This window comes from Nonomuraea sp. NPDC050663, from assembly GCF_044456985.1.
Lineage (GTDB): Bacteria > Actinomycetota > Actinomycetes > Streptosporangiales > Streptosporangiaceae > Nonomuraea.
The window spans coordinates 229788-249721 of the sequence record NZ_JBITGL010000014.1 but is presented as its reverse complement, the minus strand read 5'-3'; the positions used below and the strand labels follow the sequence as shown (position 1 = coordinate 249721).

19 protein-coding genes and 1 pseudogene are annotated in these 19934 nt (G+C 70.8%); 11 read left to right on the top strand and 9 right to left on the bottom strand.

Going from position 1 to position 19934, the window contains the following annotated elements; translation table 11 throughout:
- Window positions 1–11 precede the first annotated feature (11 nt).
- Together ACIBH1_RS35400 and ACIBH1_RS35395 are read left to right on the top strand one after the other, a co-directional pair.
- Window positions 12–1073, top strand: coding sequence for a LacI family DNA-binding transcriptional regulator (locus ACIBH1_RS35400; RefSeq protein ID WP_397318376.1), 1062 nt, complete (start codon window positions 12–14; stop codon window positions 1071–1073).
- Entirely contained in the window at window positions 1070–1537 is a 468-nt protein-coding gene (locus ACIBH1_RS35395; RefSeq protein WP_397318375.1) for a nucleoside deaminase, read from the top strand. Before ACIBH1_RS35400 ends, ACIBH1_RS35395 begins: the two co-directional genes overlap by 4 nt.
- Here ACIBH1_RS35395 and ACIBH1_RS35390 read toward each other — a convergent pair.
- Window positions 1528–2019 carry a glutathione peroxidase gene (locus tag ACIBH1_RS35390; RefSeq protein ID WP_397318374.1) on the bottom strand — a complete coding sequence of 164 codons (492 nt, stop codon included), beginning with the start codon at window positions 2017–2019 and terminating at the stop codon, window positions 1528–1530. The genes ACIBH1_RS35395 and ACIBH1_RS35390 overlap by 10 nt on opposite strands.
- 193 nt (window positions 2020–2212) lie before the next feature.
- Here ACIBH1_RS35390 and ACIBH1_RS35385 point away from each other — a divergent pair, with 193 nt between their 5' ends.
- Window positions 2213–2620, top strand: coding sequence for a lytic transglycosylase domain-containing protein (locus tag ACIBH1_RS35385; RefSeq protein ID WP_397318373.1), 408 nt, complete (start codon window positions 2213–2215; stop codon window positions 2618–2620).
- A 314-nt stretch (window positions 2621–2934) separates the two neighbouring features.
- Window positions 2935–3534, top strand: coding sequence for a transglycosylase SLT domain-containing protein (locus tag ACIBH1_RS35380; RefSeq protein ID WP_397318372.1), 600 nt, complete (start codon window positions 2935–2937; stop codon window positions 3532–3534).
- A 280-nt stretch (window positions 3535–3814) separates the two neighbouring features.
- Here the strand turns inward: ACIBH1_RS35380 and ACIBH1_RS35375 are convergent, their stop codons facing one another.
- Window positions 3815–4429, bottom strand: coding sequence for a TetR/AcrR family transcriptional regulator C-terminal domain-containing protein (locus tag ACIBH1_RS35375; protein WP_397318371.1), 615 nt, complete (start codon window positions 4427–4429; stop codon window positions 3815–3817).
- A gap of 65 nt (window positions 4430–4494) precedes the next feature.
- Here ACIBH1_RS35375 and ACIBH1_RS35370 point away from each other — a divergent pair.
- Both ACIBH1_RS35370 and ACIBH1_RS35365 read left to right on the top strand, forming a co-directional pair.
- Window positions 4495–4644, top strand: a pseudogene (locus tag ACIBH1_RS35370) (DUF998 domain-containing protein); the annotation flags it as partial.
- A gap of 418 nt (window positions 4645–5062) precedes the next feature.
- Window positions 5063–5509 (top strand): DUF998 domain-containing protein, encoded by a 447-nt coding sequence (locus ACIBH1_RS35365; protein WP_397318370.1) that lies wholly within the window; start codon window positions 5063–5065, stop codon window positions 5507–5509.
- 118 nt (window positions 5510–5627) lie between these two features.
- Here the strand turns inward: ACIBH1_RS35365 and ACIBH1_RS35360 are convergent, their stop codons facing one another.
- Window positions 5628–6269, bottom strand: a complete 642-nt coding sequence (locus ACIBH1_RS35360; RefSeq protein WP_397318369.1) for a TetR/AcrR family transcriptional regulator C-terminal domain-containing protein — start codon at window positions 6267–6269, stop codon at window positions 5628–5630.
- Window positions 6270–6352: 83 nt separating this feature from the next.
- On the opposite strand from ACIBH1_RS35360, the gene ACIBH1_RS35355 reads away from it, so the two are divergent.
- Window positions 6353–7471: a ferritin-like domain-containing protein gene (locus ACIBH1_RS35355; RefSeq protein ID WP_397318368.1), complete on the top strand. Its 1119-nt coding sequence runs from the start codon at window positions 6353–6355 to the stop codon at window positions 7469–7471.
- Between the two features lie 388 nt (window positions 7472–7859).
- Here ACIBH1_RS35355 and ACIBH1_RS35350 read toward each other — a convergent pair whose 3' ends face one another.
- The 3 genes from ACIBH1_RS35350 to ACIBH1_RS35340 all read right to left on the bottom strand — a co-directional run bounded on the left by ACIBH1_RS35350 (window position 7860) and on the right by ACIBH1_RS35340 (window position 11955).
- Window positions 7860–8654, bottom strand: coding sequence for an SAM-dependent methyltransferase (locus tag ACIBH1_RS35350; RefSeq protein ID WP_397318367.1), 795 nt, complete (start codon window positions 8652–8654; stop codon window positions 7860–7862).
- Between the two features lie 4 nt (window positions 8655–8658).
- A complete protein-coding gene (locus ACIBH1_RS35345; protein ID WP_397318366.1) occupies window positions 8659–11382 on the bottom strand; it encodes a DUF6493 family protein in 2724 nt (907 codons plus the stop codon).
- 192 nt (window positions 11383–11574) lie between these two features.
- Window positions 11575–11955: a hypothetical protein gene (locus ACIBH1_RS35340; RefSeq protein WP_397318365.1), complete on the bottom strand. Its 381-nt coding sequence runs from the start codon at window positions 11953–11955 to the stop codon at window positions 11575–11577.
- A 247-nt stretch (window positions 11956–12202) separates the two neighbouring features.
- Between ACIBH1_RS35340 and ACIBH1_RS35335 the strand changes: the two genes are divergently transcribed.
- Window positions 12203–13897, top strand: a complete 1695-nt coding sequence (locus ACIBH1_RS35335) for an ABC transporter ATP-binding protein (protein ID WP_397318364.1) — start codon at window positions 12203–12205, stop codon at window positions 13895–13897.
- Entirely contained in the window at window positions 13894–15717 is a 1824-nt protein-coding gene (locus ACIBH1_RS35330; RefSeq protein WP_397318363.1) for an ABC transporter ATP-binding protein, read from the top strand. The genes ACIBH1_RS35335 and ACIBH1_RS35330 overlap by 4 nt, the downstream gene beginning before the upstream one ends.
- On the opposite strand, the gene ACIBH1_RS35325 is transcribed toward ACIBH1_RS35330, so the two are convergent.
- From ACIBH1_RS35325 to ACIBH1_RS35315, 3 genes are read right to left on the bottom strand one after another with little or no spacing between them, the layout of a single operon-like run.
- Entirely contained in the window at window positions 15714–16022 is a 309-nt protein-coding gene (locus tag ACIBH1_RS35325; protein ID WP_397318362.1) for a hypothetical protein, read from the bottom strand. The genes ACIBH1_RS35330 and ACIBH1_RS35325 overlap by 4 nt on opposite strands.
- 17 nt (window positions 16023–16039) lie before the next feature.
- A complete protein-coding gene (locus ACIBH1_RS35320; RefSeq protein ID WP_397318361.1) occupies window positions 16040–16369 on the bottom strand; it encodes a DUF202 domain-containing protein in 330 nt (109 codons plus the stop codon).
- Between the two features lie 6 nt (window positions 16370–16375).
- Window positions 16376–16705: a YidH family protein gene (locus ACIBH1_RS35315; protein ID WP_397318360.1), complete on the bottom strand. Its 330-nt coding sequence runs from the start codon at window positions 16703–16705 to the stop codon at window positions 16376–16378.
- Window positions 16706–16761: 56 nt separating this feature from the next.
- Here ACIBH1_RS35315 and ACIBH1_RS35310 point away from each other — a divergent pair, with 56 nt between their 5' ends.
- Together ACIBH1_RS35310 and ACIBH1_RS35305 are read left to right on the top strand one after the other, a co-directional pair.
- Window positions 16762–18585, top strand: coding sequence for a hypothetical protein (locus tag ACIBH1_RS35310; protein WP_397318359.1), 1824 nt, complete (start codon window positions 16762–16764; stop codon window positions 18583–18585).
- The gene (locus ACIBH1_RS35305) at window positions 18582–19934 is read left to right on the top strand and encodes an extracellular solute-binding protein (RefSeq protein ID WP_397318358.1); all 1353 of its coding nucleotides are present in this window, start codon (window positions 18582–18584) and stop codon (window positions 19932–19934) included. The genes ACIBH1_RS35310 and ACIBH1_RS35305 overlap by 4 nt, the downstream gene beginning before the upstream one ends.

The window sequence follows — 19934 nt, the reverse complement described above, 5'->3', positions numbered from 1 at the left end:
GAATCGTTTCCATGGAGCGGGTGACGATCAAGGAAGTGGCCGAGGCCGCGGGCGTCGGGGTGGCCACGGTGTCCCGGGTGCTGTCCGGCGGCTCGGCGAGCCCCGAGACGCGCGAGCGCGTGCTGGCCGTGGCCGCGCAGCTCGACTACCGCCCCAGCGCCCTGGGCCGCAACCTGCGCCAGCGCCGCACCGGCGGCATGGGGCTGCTCGTGCCCGACCTGACCGACACCTTCTACGGCCGGCTGGCCGAGGGCGTGCTGTCCTGCGCGCGTACGGCGGGCGAGCCCGTCATGGTCGGCTCCACGGGGGGCGACCCGGAGCAGGAGGCCGAGCTGATCGGCATGCTGCTGGAGCAGAGCGTCGACCGGGTGATCGCGGTGCCGGCCGGCGGCCCCGACGCGTGGGCCCCGGCGATCCGGTCGGGCATGACCGTCGTCTTCGCCGACCGGCTGCCCAGCGAGCCCGCCTCGGAGTTCGACACCGCGTACGACGAGCCCCTCGACGAGCTCGAGGCCCTCGACGGGCTGCCCCGCCGCGTCAAGCCGCCCTCGGTCCCCGACCTGCCCGCCGTCCTGGCCGACGACCGGGCAGGCATCCGTACGGCGGTGCGTTACCTGCGCGGGCTGGGGCACCGCGACATTGCCTTCCTGGGCAACACCGGGCACGCGAGCCGGGTGGCCGCCTTCCGCGAGGCGACCGACGACGGCCTGGTCGTGTTGGCCGAGGCGACCCGCGACGCCGCCTACGCCGCCGCCTCCGGACTGTTCCAGAGCAACCCCGACGTGACCGCGGTGCTGGCGGGGGGCAACGTGCTGGGCGAGGCGGCGGTGCTGGCGGCCAGGGAGCTCGACCTGCGCATCCCGCGCGACCTGAGCCTGATCATGTTCGACGATGTCCCGTGGGCGGAGTTGTGCGCGCCGCCGCTGACGGTGATCTCCCAGCCCGCGCGCGACCTGGGTTACCGCGCCGCCGAGCTGGTGCTGCGGGCGGATCCCCGCCGCCGCCCGCGCAGCGTGCTGCTGCCGACCGAGCTGATCATCCGCGGGAGCTGCGGACCTAGACTGAAGAAGTGAACGATGAGGATCTGCGCTATTTGAGGCGTTGTGTGGAGCTGGCGGGCCAGGCCCTGGAGAAGGGCAACTTCCCGTTCGGCTCGGTGCTCGTGAGCGAGGGTGAGATCCTCGCCGAGGGCCACAACGAGGAGTCCAGCGGCGACTACACCCGCCACCCCGAGTTCGAGCTGGCCCGGTGGGCGGCCGGGAATCTCACCCCCGAGCAGCGGGCGGCGGCCACCGTCTACACCTCGGGCGAGCACTGCCCGATGTGCTCGGCCGCGCACGGCTGGGTGGGGCTGGGCCGCATCGTCTACGCGACGTCGTCGGAGCAGCTGACGGCCTGGCGCGCCGAACTGGGCGCGCCGGAGTCGCCGGTGCGGGCGCTGCCGATCCGCGAGGTCGTGCCCGGCGCGGTGGTGGAGGGCCCGGCGCCCGAACTGGCCGACGAGGTCCGGGCCCTGCACGCGCGCGTCTACGCCTGAACGAGCTTCTCGATCGCTCCGGTGACCTCGGGGTCCTCGGGCTCGGTGCGCGGGCGGAACCTGCCAACGACGGCGCCGGAGCGGTCGACCAGGAACTTCTCGAAGTTCCACTGGATGTCGCCCGACTCGCCCGCCGCGTCGGCGGCCTGGGTCAGCTCGGTGTAGAGCGGGTGACGGCCCTCGCCGTTCACCTCGACCTTCTCCAGCAGCGGGAAGTCGACGCCGTAGGTCGTCGAGCAGAACTCCTGGATCTCCTCGGCGCTGCCCGGCTCCTGCCCCATGAACTGGTTGCACGGCACGCCCACCACGGTGAACCCGCGCGGGCCGTAGGTCTGCTGGAGCTTGACCAGACCGGTGTACTGCGGGGTCAGCCCGCACTTCGAAGCGACGTTGACGACCAGCACCGCCTTGTCACCGGCCAGCTCGGCCAGGGTGGTGGGGGCGTCGTCGAGGGTGCGCAACGGGATCTCACGGAGACTCATGCGCCCAACCCTACTTAACGACCTTCGCGCGAAAACTGTGACCCGTTCCACATTTTTCCGATAAATCCCCTGGCGGGCGACAAATCAATCATGAGCAAACCGATCTTCAAACGCATGATCGAGTAGCGGCGCATGGACGGCATGCGGGAGGGTGTCGCGGTCCCTCACGAGTCCATCCGAAAGGGAATCCCTCATGCCCACGCTACGCCGTACGAGCGCTCTGATCGCGGCCGCCACACTGGTGGCGGCGGGGACGACGGGCACCGCGTCGGCCGCCGAGGCGCAGACGGCCGGAATCAAGGAACGCAACAAGGCGATCGCCCGCCCCCTGGTGGCCAAACGCGGCTGGAGCCGCACCCAGTTCCACTGCCTGGAGAAGCTGTGGAGCCGCGAGAGCGGCTGGCACCACAGAGCCGGAAACCGGTACTCCGGCGCCTACGGCATCCCCCAAGCACTGCCGGGCCGCAAGATGGCCAGCCACGGCAGCGACTGGCGCACCAACCCCCGCACCCAGATCTCCTGGGGGCTTTCCTACATCAAGAGCAGGTACGGCGCGCCGTGCCGAGCTTGGGGGCACTTCCTCGCACGCGGCTGGTACTGACCCCCTTCCTCACGTATTGGTCAACGACCACCCCCCATGAGGTAGGTCAACCACCCGAATCGGTCATGCGCCCCCAGTCCGCGGCAAACACCCTTCCAGCCGCGTAGCTCGTGCACGGTCGCGGCGCGCGCCGCCGTACTAGAACCGCCTCTAGAGCACGTCGCGGGCCTGCCGGGCCGTCCGAAGTCTGGGCGGTACCAGATCCCGGCCAGGCCACGCGGACCCTCCACGCCCCCGCCAGGGGCGCTGGTGGAGCCAGACGCCGCAGGAGGAACCGGCGCCTGTCCGCACGCGACCGGACAGCAAGGATCGATTTGGACAGCAAACGCGCTCTGTGCGGCACGCTCGCCATCGTCGCCCTGACCGTTGGGGCGATGGAGACGGGCACCGCGACCGCCGAAACGGACACCGAGTCCGCCACCGCGGTCCACTTCCGGAGCTGGGAGGCCGACGCCGGATCCGGCGAGGCCCGTCAGGGTGTCTGGCGGGCCGACGACGGACCGGCGCGGATCCACCGCAGGACCTGGCGCACCCACGCCAAGCCCACCGTGGACCGCGCCGGCGCCTGGCGCATGCCCAACCAACCGGAAGCCCGGGTCAAGAGGCCGGGCAAGGCCAGGAACAAGGAGATCGCCCGCGGGCTGCTACGGCAACGCGCATGGTCCTCCGGACAGTTCCAGTGTCTCAACAGCCTCTGGACCAGGGAGAGCAACTGGAACCATCGGGCCCACAACCGCTCGTCCGGCGCCTACGGCATTCCCCAGGCCTTGCCTGGGGGCAAGATGTCAGGCGCGGGAAGGGACTGGCGGCACAATCCGGCCACCCAGATCCGCTGGGGCCTGAAGTACATCAAGCACCGCTACGGGCGCCCGTGCGGGGCTTGGGGGCATTTCAGGTCGCACAACTGGTACTAGCAGCCGCTCGGGGGAAGGAACGGCTGCTTCGCAGGGGGTCGACCGCTTGACGCGGTCGGCCCTCTGCTTCGTTGGGCGACACCCACGATGCCGACGCAACGCCCCCAGGAGAGCCCCTTCGCCTCCCCCGTCCACTGGCACCCGCCAACGAGCCCCCGCCCTCTCCACCGGCGCCCGCCGAATGAGGCCTTCGCCCCTCCACCGGCGCCCGCTCACGAGGCCCCGTCTCCCCTCCACTGGCCCCCGCCAACGAGCCCCCGCACGCGCTCCGCCCATCCCCTCAGCCCAGCGCCACCGCCGTGCCGTCGATGAGCAGCCGCAGCCCGTGCTCGAAGGCCTCCTCCCCCATCGTCCCCCCACCCTCACGAATCGCCCGGAGCAGCGTGGACTCCATCCCGCCCTCCAGCAGCCCGGCGATCTCCGCGACGCTCGTCACCGCCCCCCGCTCCGCCTGCTCCCGCAACACGAACCCGTTGACATAACTGGTGCAACTCGCCAAGGTGCGCAACGCCAGCACCGGGGTGAACCCGCACCCCACCAACGCCGTGAGTTCCTCATCGAACTGCCGGATCGTCCCCGGCCCCAGACTCGCCGCCATCGTGATCACGCGAGCCCCGTCACGATGAGCCAGCAAAGCCCCCCGGTAACCCCGAGCCCGCCGCCCCAGCCACTCCCGCCACCCCTCCCCATCACGCGGCGGCCCCATCCCCCCGGCGAGCACGATCGCATCCGCCATGCCGTCAAGCAGCTCCTGCTTGGTGCGGATATGCCAGTAGAGCGCCGGCGACTGCACACCCAGCTCGCCGGCGAGCCTGCGCACGGTCAGCCCGTCGAGCCCGACGTCATCGAGCAACCGCAGTGCCGTCTCGATCAGGGTCTGCCTGGTGAGCGCCATGGTTTGACACCTTAGCAGCGCTAAGGAAGGATGAGCCTCCTTAGCACTGCTAAGGAAGGTGGATCATGAGGTTGCTCCTGCGTTGCGGCGTGATCGCCGGCCCCTTCTTCATCGCCATGGTCCTGATCCAGGACTACACCCGCCCCGACTTCGACCCGCGCAAACATCCGCTGAGCCTGCTGAGCCTCGGCGACCTGGGCTGGATCCAGATCGCCACCTTCGTCATCACCGGCCTGCTCTTCATCGCCTCGGCGATCGGCATGCGCCCGATCGCCGAGGCGATGGGGCCCCCTGTTCATCGGCACCTTCGGCGCGGGCCTGATCACCGCCGGCATCTTCCGCACCGCCCCAAGCTGGGGCTATCCCCCAGGCGCCCCAACCGGCCTCCCGGGCACCTCACCCCTCCCGGGCACATCACCGCTCCCGGGCACTTCACCGCTCCCGGGTACCGCCCCCCTCCCGGACGGGTCAGCCCTCCTGGGCACCTCACCGCTCCCGGACGGGCCAGCCCCCCTTGGCATGTCACCGCCTCCGGGCACGTCGCGGCTCCCGACCCCCTCACCGGGCTCGGGCACCACGCCCATCCCCGAAACGTCGGCTGTCACCGCACCCCCGCCATCGACCTCACCGCCGTTGGGTGCCCCGCCCACCGACTCCATCGACATCGCCTACGTGCTGCACGGCGTCGGCTTCTTCATCGTCCTGGTCTCACTGATCGCCGCGTGTTTCGTCTTCACAAGGCGCTTCGCCGTCGCCGGCGACCGACCCTGGGCGATCATCTGCGCGACGGTCGGCGTGGCGCTGCCGGTCATCTACGCCCTGTCCGGCGTCCTGTCGCGAGGCGGCGCCGACCCCCAGCCGCTCAGCCTCATGCTCCGCTTACTGGCCGTGACCGGCTGGAGCTGGGCATCGCTACTGGCGGCCCACCTCCTCAAGCAGACCCGAACCACTCCCCGCGAGCCCACCCAGCCCCCCTCAGCCACCCGCGAGCCAGACCAGCCGCCCGCAGCCACCCGCGAGCCAGACCTGCAGCCAACGGCCACAAGCGAGCCAGGCCCGTTCCCTTCAGCGACCTCGTGAGCGAGGCCTGCCCTCTTCGGCCACATGAGGCCCCCAGCAGGGCCTTGCAGTTCGCCAGCCCACCCAGCACGCTCAGGCTCGCAAGGCCAAGCGGCACACGCTTCCACCCGCGCAAATCTCAGACGGTGCCCTGCCGCCTCCGTCTCGGATGAACGGCGATCGCCTGAATGAGCAGTTCGATCCCGAACTCGAACTCCTCCTCATGGTCACACTGCCGCAGCAACGGCGCCAGCTCGCTCACTTGCGGGAACAGCGCCGGGTCCACGTCTTGGTCGACGTCGGCCTGCATGTGGGTCGGCGCGAACGTCGGCGTCACCCCCACCTCACGAAGCAGCGATCCCACGATGTAGGCGATGAAGATCCGCAACATCCGCACCGCATCAGCCCCCTCGAACCCGGCGCTCCGCAACGTGGCGAGCGCCCGCTCCACCGGCAGCAGCCCCGTCGAGGAGTGCAGCTGCCGGCTGACGACGACCATCGTGGAGCGCGGATAGTGGTGCGCGATCTGCCGGAAGGCATGCGCCTGCATGCGCACCCGGTCACGCCACGGCGCGTCAGGGTCGTCCCTGAACTCGATCTTCGACAGTACGGCTTCCGCCACGCCTTCGAGCAGCGCGGCCTTGTTCGGCACGTGGTTGTAGAGCGACATCACGCCGACCTGCAGATCGGCCGCGATGCGCCGCATGGAGACCGCGTCGGCCCCCTCGCGCTCGATCAGGGCGATCGCCGCGTCCACGATCATGCTGCGGTTCAGGGGCACAGAGCCATTCTATTGACGCACGTACAGCGTACGTGTCACCGTGAGGACGTACGGCGTACGTACCTCTCCGGGAGGCCCTTCCTATGTCGACGCACGAGCTGTACACCATCCCCGCCTCGCTGGCGACCTGGGACGTCGAGATGTCCGGCTCGTCGCGGTTCACCTGGGAATACGACGACGGCCGCGACCGCATGCTCGCCCTGTACCAAAAGGGCAAGGACAAGCAGTGGGACTCCACCAAGCGCATCGACTGGGACCTCGAGGTCGATCCGTACAACGTGCTCGGCATCCCCGACCAGACCATCGCCATCTACGGCACGCCGCTGTGGGAGCGCATGTCGGAGCAGACGCGCCAGGAGGTGCGCCGCCACAGCGCGGCCTGGCAGTTCTCCCAGTTCCTGCACGGCGAGCAGGGCGCGATGATCTGCTCGGCCAAGATCGTCGAATCGGTGCCCGACCTCGACTCCAAGTTCTACGCGGCCACCCAGACCATGGACGAGGCACGTCACGCTGAGACCTACGCCCGCTTCCTGCAGGAGAAGGTGGGCCTGGCCTACCCCATCAACGAGCACCTCAAGGCGCTGCTCGACTCCACCCTGTCCGACTCGCGCTGGGACATGCCCTACCTCGGCATGCAGGTGCTCATCGAGGGCCTGGCCCTGGCGGCGTTCGGCGTGATGCGCGACATCACCACCAAGCCCCTGCCCAAGCAGATCCTCGCCTACGTGATGCAGGACGAGGCCAGGCACGTGGCCTTCGGGCGCATGGCGCTGCGTGACTATTACGAGAACCTGTCGGAGAGCGAGCTGCGCGAGCGCGAGGACTTCGTGATCGAGGGCTGCTACCTCATGCGCGACCGGCTGCGCGGCAAGGAGACGTGGGAGACGATCGGGCTGTCGAAGTCCGAGGTGGACGAGGCGATGGAGGCCGTCGACAAGTCCGAGTACCTCCGGCTTTTCCGCTCGCTGCTGTTCAGCCGCATCGTGCCCTGCGTCAAGGACATCGGCCTCTGGTCGCCGCGCCTGCAGCAGGCGTACGCGGACATGGGCGTGCTGGAGATGGCCGGGCAGTCGCTCGAGGCGCTCATGAAGCAGGACGAGGACATCGCCGACAAACTCGACGCCGAGCGATTCGCCGCCGAGGAGGCGGAGCGCGCGGAGGAGGTCGCGGAGACGATCGCCATGGGCGGCACAGAGGGCTGACCCCCTCGCCACCGTGGACCTCGACGCCCTGGGCTCGCCGCCGTGGACCTCGACGCCATGGGTTCGCCGTGGGCCCCGTTGCCGTGGGCCCCGTTGCCGTCGGCCCCGTTGCCGTGGGCCCCGTTGCCGTGGGCCCCGTTGCCGTCGGCCCCGTTGCCGTCGGCCCCGTTGCCGTCGGCCCCGTTGCCGTGGGCCCCGTTGCCGTCGGCCCCGTTGCCGTCGGCCCCGTTGCCGTCGGCCCCGTTGCCGTGGGCCCCGTTGCCGTGGGCTCTACGCAGTGGGCCTCGTTGCCTGGCAGAGAACGTCCGCCTGGCCGCTCACGGAGCCGGCCAGGGGGACGGCGTGCGCAGGGGCGGAGGGCTGCTCAGGCGGAGGTGGGCAGCCGACCTCAGCGTTTCTCCGCCACCCCGCCCATGAGCAGCCGCTGCCAGTCCTCCAGCTCCTCCTCGATCGGCTCCTCCGGCCGCCACTCCGGCGCGAACACCACGCCGGGCTCGGCCAGCTCGTACCCCTCGAAGAGCTCCTCGATCTCCTGGGCGGTCCGGAAGCGCCCCGAGCCGATGCCGGCGATCAGGATGCGTTCGGCGATCTCGCTGTTGGGCCCCGACCGGGCGAAGTGGGTGATGAAGACGTGGCTGCCCGCGGGCATCCGGTCCATGAAGGACCTGACGACCCCCCGAGGGTCCTCCGCCTCGTCGAGGTGGTGCAGCACCCCGCAGAGGATCAGCGCCACCGGCTCGTCGAAGTCGAGCATCGCCTTCACGTGCGGGTCGGTCAGGATCGACTGGGGGTCTCTCATGTCCGCCTGGATGACGACGGTCTTGTCGTTCTCGGCCAGCAGGGCTCGCCCGTGGACGAGCACGATGGGGTCGTTGTCGACGTAGACGACCCTGGCGTCGGGGTTGATCGCCTGGGCGGCCTGGTGCACGTTCTGCTGGGTGGGAAGGCCGGAGCCGATGTCGAGGAACTGGGTGATCCCGCGTTCGGCGGCGAGGTAGCGGATCGCCCGCACCAGGACCGCTCGGTTCTCGAGGGTCGCGGCTCTGGAGTCGGGATTGAGGGCGAAGAGCTGGTCACCCACGGCCCGGTCGGCGGCGAAGTTGTCCTTGCCGCCGAGCATGTAGTCGTAGACGCGGGCGATGCTCGGAATGTCCGGATTCACGACGGTCTGTAAGGGATCCACGTGATCATCCTATGGACGCGGGTAACCCTTGATAAGTGAGTGCGGCCAGTCTGCGTGCCTCGAGGACGGCCCGGCTGCCGCCCTTGCGCGCGGCCATCTCCGCCAGTCTCGGCGACCACGGACCCGGCGTGACGCTCGTGCCCGCCTCGGTGCAGCGCGTGGCCAGGGCGAGGAGGTCGGCGAGGCCGGTGCGGGGCTTGGCGCCCGGTTCGGGCAGGATCGAGGCGAGGGCTTCCGCCAGCACCGTCCACATCTCGGCCGGTGCGAAGACCGCCACCTGGTCGAGGACCTCGGTGACCCGGCTGAGGACGATGAAGTTCAGGCCGACCAACTCTCCGATCAGGCGTCCGAGGTCCGCGGCCGGTAACTCGCCACGGGCGATCAGCGTCAGCACGGCCTCGACGGCCGCCGCTCGCTGCTCCGCACGCTCGTGGCCCATGCCGATGGCCAGCGCGCCCGCGGTCGCGGCGCCGACGGGGCCGGCGCCGTGCATGGCGGCCGCGAGGGTGCCGACCTGCCCGTCGGAGCTGTTCATGCGCGACGGGAGGTACTTCAGCAGGTACGCGGCGACGACCTCCCGGTGCGACGGCATGATCCACGGCCACCAGGCCAGGTCGACATCGGTGTGACCGTATCCGGCGGCCGGTTCGAGGTCGAACAGGAAGGCCGGCTCGGGTGGGCAGTCGGCGGGCGGGGTGATGCGGGCATGCAGTTGGGGGCGCATCCACGCGTGCGGCCCGAGCAGGTCGGTGCCACAGGTGACGGTCGGCCGCGGTGCCCCGCTGGAAAGGCGTGCGGCAAGCCGTTGCCCGGCGGAAAAGCGTGCGGCAAGCCGTTGCCCGGCGGAAAAGCGTGCGGCGAGCCGCTGCCCGGCGGCCGAGGTGAGGCGCTCGGCCCGCGCGGCCATGGCGGGGTCGGGGTCCGGCGGCAGGCGGAGCATCGCCTGCAGGAAGTCGTTCGCGAGCGGCTCCGCGCCGGCGAACCGTTCGAGTCTGGCGATGAGGGTCTCGGGGTCGAGGTGACCGGTGGGATGCGTCGGCGTCGCCAGGAGGAACGGGACAGTGTCGCCGCGTTCCAGCAGGTGGATGACCTCGCGAATACGTCGCTGGACGAGCAGGTGCGGCTGGGGACCGGGGGGTTCGGCTCCCAGTGCCTGCGTCAGCCGGCAGCTGCCCTCGGGGTCGACCACCGCGAGCGCGCAGCGTGAGAGGAGCGTGTGCGGATGCTCGTCGAGCCAGCGGTCGGGGTAGATCTCCCCGCCCGAGTCGCGGACGAAGGCGGTGGCCTGCCAGGCGGCGAGTGCGCCGGCCACCGCCGCCCGGTCGCGGTGGGTCAGCTCGACGAACGCCGCGAGCATGCGTTCGTACTCGGCGGGTGTGCGTGGCCGGCGCGTGCTCTCGAACTCTGCGGCGAGCTCGGACGGCGAGTCGATGGGCGGCAGCAGCGGGGGCAACGAGGCAAGCGGGGCCGCGCACGCCGCGGAGGGCAGCTCCTCCGGCACGTCGTCGAAGGGACCGTAGTGTCCGGCGAGCGTCTCACGCAGATCGGCGGGCAGCTCGGGAGCGGCCTGGCGCACCGCCGTGAATCCCGCCTCGCCTGCGTGCGGGGCGAGCCTGACCGCCTGCCGTACGGCACGCGCCCGCAGCACCGCGTCGGCCTGGCAGAAAGTCATGGCCAGGGCTTCGAGGGAGCCGTCGGGGTGCAGGCGCCCGCTCCTGCCGATCCACTGGAGCGCGGCGGTGAGGTGTTTCTTCTCCGGGCGGAAGGCCAGGGCCTGCACCGCCTCGGCGAACAGGCCGGGGTCGATCCCGTGCGCCTCTTCCGCTCGGTGCAGCTCAGTGACCGCGAGCTGCACCAGCGGCGAGGCTCCCGAGGCCAGCACGCGGACGAGGTCGAGGACGGGGATCTCTTCGGGCGACGGGTGGAGCTCGCGCCACAACGTGACGAACGGCGCTGTCTCGGAGACGTCGCCCCCTCTGAGGAACCGGCCCGCGCAGCCGTCGAGCAGCACTTTCCGCAGCACGACCCCGGCGTGGGCCAGCGCCGCGAGCCGGTGCACGATCACGCTCCCGGGTGACGGGCCCTGCGCCCACATCAGGGCGGCGACGACGCCGTCGGCGTGGAACAGCCGCGGCACCATGGCCAAGAGCAGCGGGTCGCGCCCGTCGACGGGGAACCGACCTTCGACGAGGAGCCGACCTTCGACGGCGGCCGCGTGGGGCTCGCTCCGCTCCGCGAGGGCGACCTGCCGCCACGCCCACCCGGCCACGAATGCGTCGTGCGCCGGAGGTTCGTCGCCCAGCTCCACGACGAGGCGGGCGACCAGGTCCCAGCCCTGCATGCCCCGCGGCCATGGCCGGCTGGGGGCGGGCAACCGGGCGGCGAGCCGGTCGGCCAGGTCGCGCCGCCAGTCCGCCGGGCGGTCGGCGACCGCGGCGGCGAGGTCGGCGGCGCTGCTCTCGAGCCTGGCCGTGAAGCGCAGCTCACGACGGTTCAGCCAGGCCGCCACCTGGGCCGCGGTCCGCAGGGCGGCCGCGCCCGCGACCAGCACGGCCACGGTGTGGCGCCGCGTGGCGGCCCAGGGGAACTCCTCGGAGAGCAGCCCGGCCACCCGCCCGGCGACGTCGCGCCGCCGGGCGGGGTCGAGGGCGTGCAGCCGGGCCCGCAACGCACCGAGGTCGTCGCCCCGGATCAGCTGGAGGATCTGCCGCCACAGCTCGTCGCTCATGGTCGAACCCTAGGGATCGGCTCCGACAAAACGCGCCGGCTACGCAGGGAGGTCGGCGTCCGGCTCGACGCCCCAGCGCCTCACACACCCATCGCCCCGCTTCGTCCGGCACGGATGACGCGGGCCAGGCTGCCGACGCGGCGAGCGCGGTACGGCGGCACCGGATCATCCGGTTGCCCGGCGCCGCCTCGATCAGCGGCAGGCCCAGGCCCGGATGCCTACCCAGGATCTCGACGACGCTCTCCAGGCACCGTCGGCCTTGCTGTCCGTGCCGAAGCCGTGAGGGAGCGCGGCGCCGTTGGCGAGATCGGACAGCGGCAGCAGCCGTCCGGCCAGGATCAGCGAGGTGGCCTGCAGCCCCCGGCTGCCCGCGAGCCATCGTGCGGACACGAACTCCGGCCGGTGATGATCGCGCAGGCCGTCGAGGACGAGTCGCGGCCGGAGTTCCTCGCAGGTGAGCCTTTCGTAACGCTCGCTCGGCCGTACGATCTCCTCCTGCGGCCAGGGCGCGTTCGGCGGTCCGGCTGGGTGCGGGTGGAGCGCGATCGTGGCGTGGAGGGTGAACTCCTCCACGGTGCCCGGGAGCAGGCCGCTCCGATGAGCACGAGCCCAGCTTGGCGGCGTTGCGGCGGGTGCCGGGCTCGGGAAGGCGGGCGGTGACGGTGGATCGGGGAGATGCGTGCATTACGGTGCAGGCCGCAAGTGGGAAACCGCATCCCCGCACGAAAATGGGTTGATCCCACGTATTAGCCTAGAAGGGATGCCTCCCGATACCCATTCCCCCAGTCGTCCCCTGCTCGCAACCAACTCCCTCTGGCGGATGAGATCGTATCTCCGCCCCTACGCCGGCAAGCTCGTCCTGATCTGGACCTCCGCCCTCCTGAGCATCGGAGCGAGCATCGCCTTCCCTCTCGTCGGCGAGGCGGTCGTCGACGGACCGGTCAGCCACAACGATCCCGCCGGGCTCCTGCCCCTCGGCCTGCTCGCCGTGGGTGTGGGCGTGGCCGAGGCAGTGCTGATCTTCACCCGCCGCTGGATGCTCGTCGGGCCGGTGCTCGGCCTCGAGACGGAGATCCGTGACGATCTCTACGAGCACCTGCAGCGGCTCCCGATGCGCTTCCACGGCGAGTGGCAGTCCGGGCAGCTGCTGTCCAGGGCGACCACCGACCTGTCGATGCTCAGGCGGTTCCTGGGTTTCGGCCTGCTCTTCCTGTTCATGAGCGTCATCCAGATCGCGGTCGTGACCGGGGTGCTGCTCAGTAAGTACTGGCCGCTCGGCCTGCTGGTGCTGGGCTCGGCGGTCCCGATCGTGCTGCTCAGCCTGAAGTTCGAGAAGCAGTACATCAAGGTCTCCCGGCAGGTCCAGGACGAGCAGGGCGACCTCGCCACGCTCGTCGAGGAGTCCGCGCTGGGCATCCGCACCATCAAGGCGTTCGGCCGCGCCAAGCACGTGTTCGGCACCTACGACGACAGCGCCTCTCAGCTGCATGCTTCCACAATGCAGCGGGTCCGCCTGTCGGCGAAGTTCTGGACCTTCCTCGAGGTGATCCCCAACGTGACCCTCGCCCTGGTCCTGCTGATCGGCGCGTGGGCGGTCGGCACGGGCGAGATCACTCTTGGAGCGCTCCTGGCCTTCACCACGCTGATGCTCTCGCTGGTGTGGCCCATCTCCGCGCTCGGCTTCCTGATCGCCATGGCTCAGGAGGCGATGACCAGCGCCGACCGCGTCATGGAGGTCATGGACACGCCTCCGTCGATCGTCGACGGCACCGGCACGGTCGCCGAGCCCAGGGGTCACCTGAGGCTCGAAGGCGTCGGATTCGCCTACGACGACAAGCAGCTGCTGCACGACGTCTGGCTCGATGTACGGCCCGGCGAGACGGTGGCGCTGGTCGGCGCGACGGGTTCGGGCAAGACGACCTTGACCGCCCTGGTGCCCCGCCTGCTCGATGTGACCGAGGGCCGGGTGACGGTCGACGGCCACGATGTTCGCGATCTCCGGCTGAGCGCCCTGCGCGAGATCGTGGCGACGGCCTTCGAGGAGCCGACCCTGTTCTCCATGAGCGTTCGCGAGAACCTCACGCTCGGGAACAAGGAGGCCACGGATGAGGAGCTGGAAAGCGCCATCCAGACCGCGCAGGCCGGGTTCGTGCACGATCTGCCCTGGGGTCTCGACACCCGCATCGGCGAGCAGGGCATGTCCCTGTCGGGCGGTCAGCGCCAGCGCCTGGCCCTGGCGCGTGCCGTCCTGTCGAAGCCCAAGATCCTCGTCCTCGACGACACGCTGAGCGCTCTCGACGTGGAGACCGAGGCGCTGGTCGAGGAGGCGCTCAAGCACGTGCTGCGCGAGGCCACCGGCATCGTCGTGGCGCACCGGGCCTCCACGGTGCTGCTGGCCGACAAGGTGGCGCTGCTGCAGGACGGCACGATCACCCACGTGGGAACGCACCAGGAGCTCCTGGAGACCGTGCCGCAGTACCGCGAGCTGCTGGCCGCCGAGGAGGTGCTGGCATGACCGTGCAGGCGACCGACTGGCGCGGCGTGGCGGCGGAGAACCAGGACGACCTCGACGAGAAGGTCTCCATCCTGCTCCGTAAACGTTCTCGGCGGCTGCTGGCCGACCTCATCGGGCCGCGCAGGCGGAGCATCTACCTGCTGATCACGATGATCGTGATCTCCAACGCGGCCCGGCTGTCCATCCCCCTGCTCGTCGCCTACGGCATCGACCAGGGCATCCCGCCCATGGCCAGGGGCGAGGGACCGCGGATTCTGATCATCGCGGTGACCTCGATCCTGGCCGCCGCGGGCGTGCAGGCCTACACCCGGCAGTACTTCCTGAAGCTGTCGGGCCGCATCGGCCAGGACATCCTGTTGGAGCTCAGGCGGAGGGTCTTCGCCCACTTCCAGAAGCTGTCGCTGTCCTTCCACGAGAAGTACACCTCCGGCCGGGTCATCTCCCGCCTCACCTCCGACGTCGAGGCCATCGCCGAGCTGCTGCAGCAGGGCTTCGACGGACTGGTGACCGCGGTGCTGACCATGTTCGGCACGGCGGCGCTGCTCGTGGTCATGGACGTGCACCTCGGCCTGGTGGCCTTGCTGCCGCTGCCGATCCTGCTGCTGTTCACCCGCTGGTTCCGCAACCAGTCGACGGCCGCCTACCGGCGCACGCGCGAGACGGTGGCCCTGGTCATCGTGCACTTCGTGGAGTCGATGACCGGCATCCGCGCGGTGCAGGCCTTCCGCCGTGAGCCGCGCAACCAGGAGATCTTCGGCAAGCTCAACGCCGACTACCGCGACGCCAACGCGCGCGGCATGCAGCTGATCGCGATCTTCATGCCGGGCATCAAGCTGCTGGGCAACCTGACCATCGCGGGCGTGCTGATCTACGGCGGCTACCTGGTCCTGCAGGGCGAGCTCATGGTCGGCGTGCTCACCGGCTTCCTGCTCTACCTGCGCCAGTTCTACGAGCCGATGCAGGAGATCAGCCAGTTCTACAACACGCTCCAGTCGGCCGGCGCCGCCCTGGAGAAGTTGTCGGGCGTGCTGGAGGAGGAGCCTGCGGTCGCCGAGCCGGCGGCTCCCGCCGCGCTGCCCAGGCCCAAGGGCCAGGTCCGCTTCGACCAGGTGCGCTTCGCCTACGTTGAGGACCGCCCGATCCTGCCCGGTCTCGACCTGACCGTCCCGGCCGGGCAGACCATCGCGCTGGTCGGCTCGACGGGCGCGGGCAAGACCACGCTGGCCAAGCTGATCTCCCGCTTCTACGACCCGACTGCGGGCCGGGTCATGCTCGACGGCGTGGACCTGCGCGACCTCGAGGAGGGCACGCTGCGCCGCGCGGTGGTCATGGTGACGCAGGAGAACTTCCTGTTCAGCGGCACCGTGGCCGACAACATCAGGTTCGGCAAGCCCGAGGCGACCATCGACGAGGTACGGCACGCGGCCGAGGCCATCGGCGCCCACGACTTCATCGTGGACCTGCCCGACGGCTACGACACCGAGGTCGGCAAGCGCGGCGGCCACATGTCCGCCGGTCAGCGGCAGCTCGTCGCCTTCGCCCGCGCCTTCCTGGCCGACCCTGCGGTGCTCATCCTCGACGAGGCCACCTCGTCGCTGGACGTGCCGAGCGAGCGGCTGGTGCAGCGGGCGCTGCGCACGATCCTGGCCGACCGCACCGCGCTGATCATCGCGCACCGCCTGTCGACGGTGGAGATCGCCGACCGGGTGCTGGTCATGGAGCACGGGCAGATCGTCGAGGACGGCCCGCCCGGGGAGCTCATCGGCTCCGACGGCCGCTTCGCGGGTCTGCATCGGGCGTGGCTGGAGAGCCTCGCCTAGAGGTAGAAGGGTCTCGGTGGCGCCGGGCTGCGCAGCAGCGACGCGTCAGGCGCCACCGGCTCGCCCTGCCGTACGACCTCGGGATGTCGGCTCAGATAGCCCGACGGGAAGGTCGTCACCTGCTGGCACCCGCACTTGACGCAGGACGCCTCCGCCGACGGCGGTGGCACCCGCACTCCGTGCAGCGTCCAGAACTCGTTGTCGTGTCCGTGCCGGTCGGTCTCCGTGAGGACGATGAAGTCCTCTTCCCATACGTGCCAGCAGCGCCGGCACTCGAACGGCACGGTCCGGTTCTCCGTGTCCACCCTTCCAGTGTCCGCCGTCACGCTCTGAACAGCAAGAAGACCCCCGCCGCTGCCACCACGGCGAGCGTTCCGACCCACGCCAGCAGGGCGTCGGCCTTCTCGTCGAGCGACCGGCCCTCGTGCAGCGCCTCCTGCACGCGCCTGAACCTGGCGCCGGTGCGCACCAGCAGCACTCCCCCGCACAACGCCGCCACGGCGAAGGCCGCCACCGCGATCATCGGCATCCCGGTGCGCAGCGCCGCGCCCGCCGCGCCCAGCCCGCCCGTCGACAGGGCGACGGCGGACCGCACCCAAGCCAGGCGGGTGCGCTCGCTCTGCAGCCCGGGGTCCCAGATCTCCATCGACATGGGGGCTCACGCCGACAGGATGATCAGGACGAGCGCCACCACGGCGACCGCCGCCACGCCGTACCCGAACACCGCGGCCAGGGCCGGCGGCGGCAGGGGTGCCTCCTGGCGCAGCGCCCGCTGGATGTTGCGCCAGCGCGGGTAGGCCAGGCCGGCGGCGAGCGCGGAGAGGGAGACGAGCATGACGCCCAGCACCGTACGCACCCACGGGACGAAGACGGTGTCGGGGATGGCCGCGATCGCCACCCCGCCCGCGCTCAGGGCCAGCGCGGTGCTGATCCACGTGAGAAACGTCCGCTCGTTGGCGAGGGTGAAACGGGGGTCGGGCTCTTTCATATCACAACGTTAATTCAGCGGCATTTCCCCTAGAGATGGCGGGTTACGATCGGTGAGTGGCCGATGTAAACGTGTCCACACAGCAGGCCGAGCAGGGCAAACCCACCTGGCGCGATTTCGTCCTGCCTCCCTTCCTGGCCGCCTTCTTCGACAGTGTCACCGAGGTGCTGGACCCGCTTCCGCCGTGGGCGAGAATCCTGGTTTTCCTTTCCACCGGTCTGGCGTGGTATGGCGCGAAACGCATCAAACAGGTGCCGAAAGCGCTCTCGACCTTACGGAAGTCGGCGCCGCGGCTGCTGGGCGCCGCCCGGCTCGCGGTCGCCGTGATGGCCGGGATCGGGGTCGTCTTCGCCTTCTCCCTCATCGTCGACCTGAGCACCCCGGAACCCTGTGCCCCCGCCACCGAGATCCGCATGATCACCGCAGCCGAGACGCTCTGGCATCTCACCGAGAAGGCCAGGCTCTACGAGAAGGAGCAGCTCGCCGACGGGTGCGCGCCCGTGCGAGTGACCGTGGCCGAGGCGCCGGCGCTGGGCCGCCTCATCGACGCGCTCAACAGCGACTGGGAGCGCCAGGACACCGGCGGCACCGAGCCGTACGTGCGCCTGGAAGGGCTGCAGCCCGACGGGTGGATCGCCACCAGCAAGGGCGAGGCAGACCTGGTGGAGGCCGCCGTCCGTGATCCCGACCTGCTCACGATCGGGGCACCGGTGGCGGGCGACCAGCTGGTCCTGGCCATGCTGCCCGGCGCCGCCCGGCGGGTCGAACGGGAGCTGAAGGCGGCCGAAGGCGTCGAACTCCGCCGCGCCTGGGACGTCGTGACCGGGAAGCTCGGCATGCGGGTGGCCAGGCCGTACCCCGAGACGTCGGCCGCGGCCCTCAGCGGCGCCACCGACATGCGCGAAGCGGGCCTGGAGCAGGCCGAACGCGGCATGTTGCGGGCGCCGCTGCCCAGCCTGACCGTCACCAAGCTGCTGTGCGCCTTCCACGCCAGGAGGTCCGAGCAGGTCGCCCTGTTCATCCCGGCGCACAGCGTCGCCGACTACAACGACGCGCAGCTGACGGCGCAGGCCAAGCGCGAAGGATGTCCGGAGATCGGGCTCTTCGGCAGCGACCGGCTGGAGGCGGTCAGGCTGCAGGGCATGCACGCCCTCGACTACCCGTTCGTGTCGATGCGGTGGCCGCGGCAGCACTCGGCGGCGCGGCAGGCGGTCGTGGACCACTTCGCGGCGTGGTTGCGGGCGCATCCCCTGTTCAGCGAGTCCGCGCCGCAGGAGTTGTACGACAAGGAGACGCTCGCCGAGACCCGTCGCAGGCTCGACACCGAGATCAGGCCGGCGTTCGGCCTGCACGTGCTGGTCGACATGTCGGGCTCGGCCCGCGAGCTGCTGCGCGCGCCCGCCTCGGCCGCGATCCGCGCCCTGCCCGACGTGCTCGGCCCGAAGGACCGCGTGAGCGTCTCCGGGCTGGCCGCGGGATCACGCGCCGGGCCGGCGCGACTCGACGAGCTGACCCGCGGGGCGGGCCTGGAGGAACTCGACGAACCGGCCAGAGCCGTCGAGGCCGCCGAGTTCCGCGGCTGGGACGCCGCCGTCTCGGCCGCGCTGGAGAAGGTGGAAGGCGACGAGCCGCAGGCCGTGGTCGTGCTCACCGACGGCAGGCTGGACAACGAGGAACCGGACGGCGACGCCGCCGCGACCATCGGCCGGGCGCTGCAGCGCGCAGGGCCGGTGACGGGCCTGTCGGTCCTGGTCGTCGGGGGCGGCACCTGCCGCGTCACCGCGCTCAAGGGTACGGCCAAGCCGTACGCCTGCCGCGCGGTCGCCGAGGTGCCGCAGGCGCTCGCCGACACCGTGCTCACCGCGAAGGGGTGGCGATGAGCCGCACGAGGATGACGATCGCGGCCCTCCTCGTGGGGCTGCTGGCCGGATGGGTGTGGTTCTACCAGCCGCTGCCGTTCCAGCGCGAACCGCTGGCGGGAGCCGCCAGCGGCTCGCCCGCCCAGGTGAGCGCGGCGCCGGTCCCCGCGCCGAACGCCGGCGCCTGCACGCCGCGCGCCGGGCTCACCGTCGCCACCGGCGACGACATCAGCCGCGGCAGCCACCGGCGCGACGTGATCGCCGACTGGAGCGCCGAGCGGAAGATCTCCGCGACGATGCTGGAGGTCTCCGGCAGCACCGACGTGCGGCGGGCCCAGCTCGCGGCGGCCGCGCAGGCGGGCAGCTGCGAATACGACATCCTCGTCCTGGACGTGGCGCACGTCGCCGAGTTCGCCGAGTTCGGCTACATCAAGCCCATCGACCTGGCCGACGACAGCCGCTTCCTGCCCGGTCCGCTGGAGGCCGGCAGGTACGACGGCAGGCAGTACGGCGTGCCGTTCGCCGCCGACGCGCCCCTGGAGTACGCCAGGAAGGAGGTGGACACCACCGGATGGGCGCTCCAGCTCGACGACGCGGAGGCGGGCACGATCAACATGCTCGAACTGGCCGACGTCCTGGACGGCGACCGGGTCGCGCTCGACAGCGCCGGATGGCGGGCGCTGCGCGACTACCAGCGCTCGGCGGGACGCGAGCCGGTGCTGGCCGAATCCCTCTCCTACGACGAGGACTCCAGCCTGAAGGCCTTCCGCGACGGCAGGACCCACCTGGGCAACCAGGTCACCCACATGCGCAACTGGCCCATCGCCTTCCACCGGCTGGCCGCCGACCCGCTCATGCGCCGCCAGGACGGCACGCTCGCCTTCCGGATCCGCGCGCCACGACGAGGAGTGCTGGGCGGCTCGGTGCTGGCCGTCTCCGCCCACATCGGGCCCGAGCGCGAACGGCAGGCGCTGCAGCTCATCGAGGACCTGACGCGGCACGACGTGCAGCTGCGCCTGTTCGCGTGCGGCGGGTACGCGCCCGTCCTGGCCTCCGTCTACACCGCCTACGCGGGAGGCCACGGCCCCGACTGCGCCGCACTGCTGCAGCAGCCCAGGCCCACCGCCGCCTCCGAGGTCGTGGAGATCGGCCCGGCCGAGCTGAAAGATCTCGCGGCCCAGATCAAGACGTCGATCGACAGATCCGTCATGCGCCCGCGCACCGCCTACTACTCCCAGTTCAGCAAGGCCTTCCGCAGCTGCGCCACCGGCGTGATCAACCGGCGCGTCAGCGAACAGGTCTTCCTCGACGCGTCCGACTCCCTCACCCAGGCCCTCAGCGGCAGGACCGTCAAGGACCCGCCATGCTAG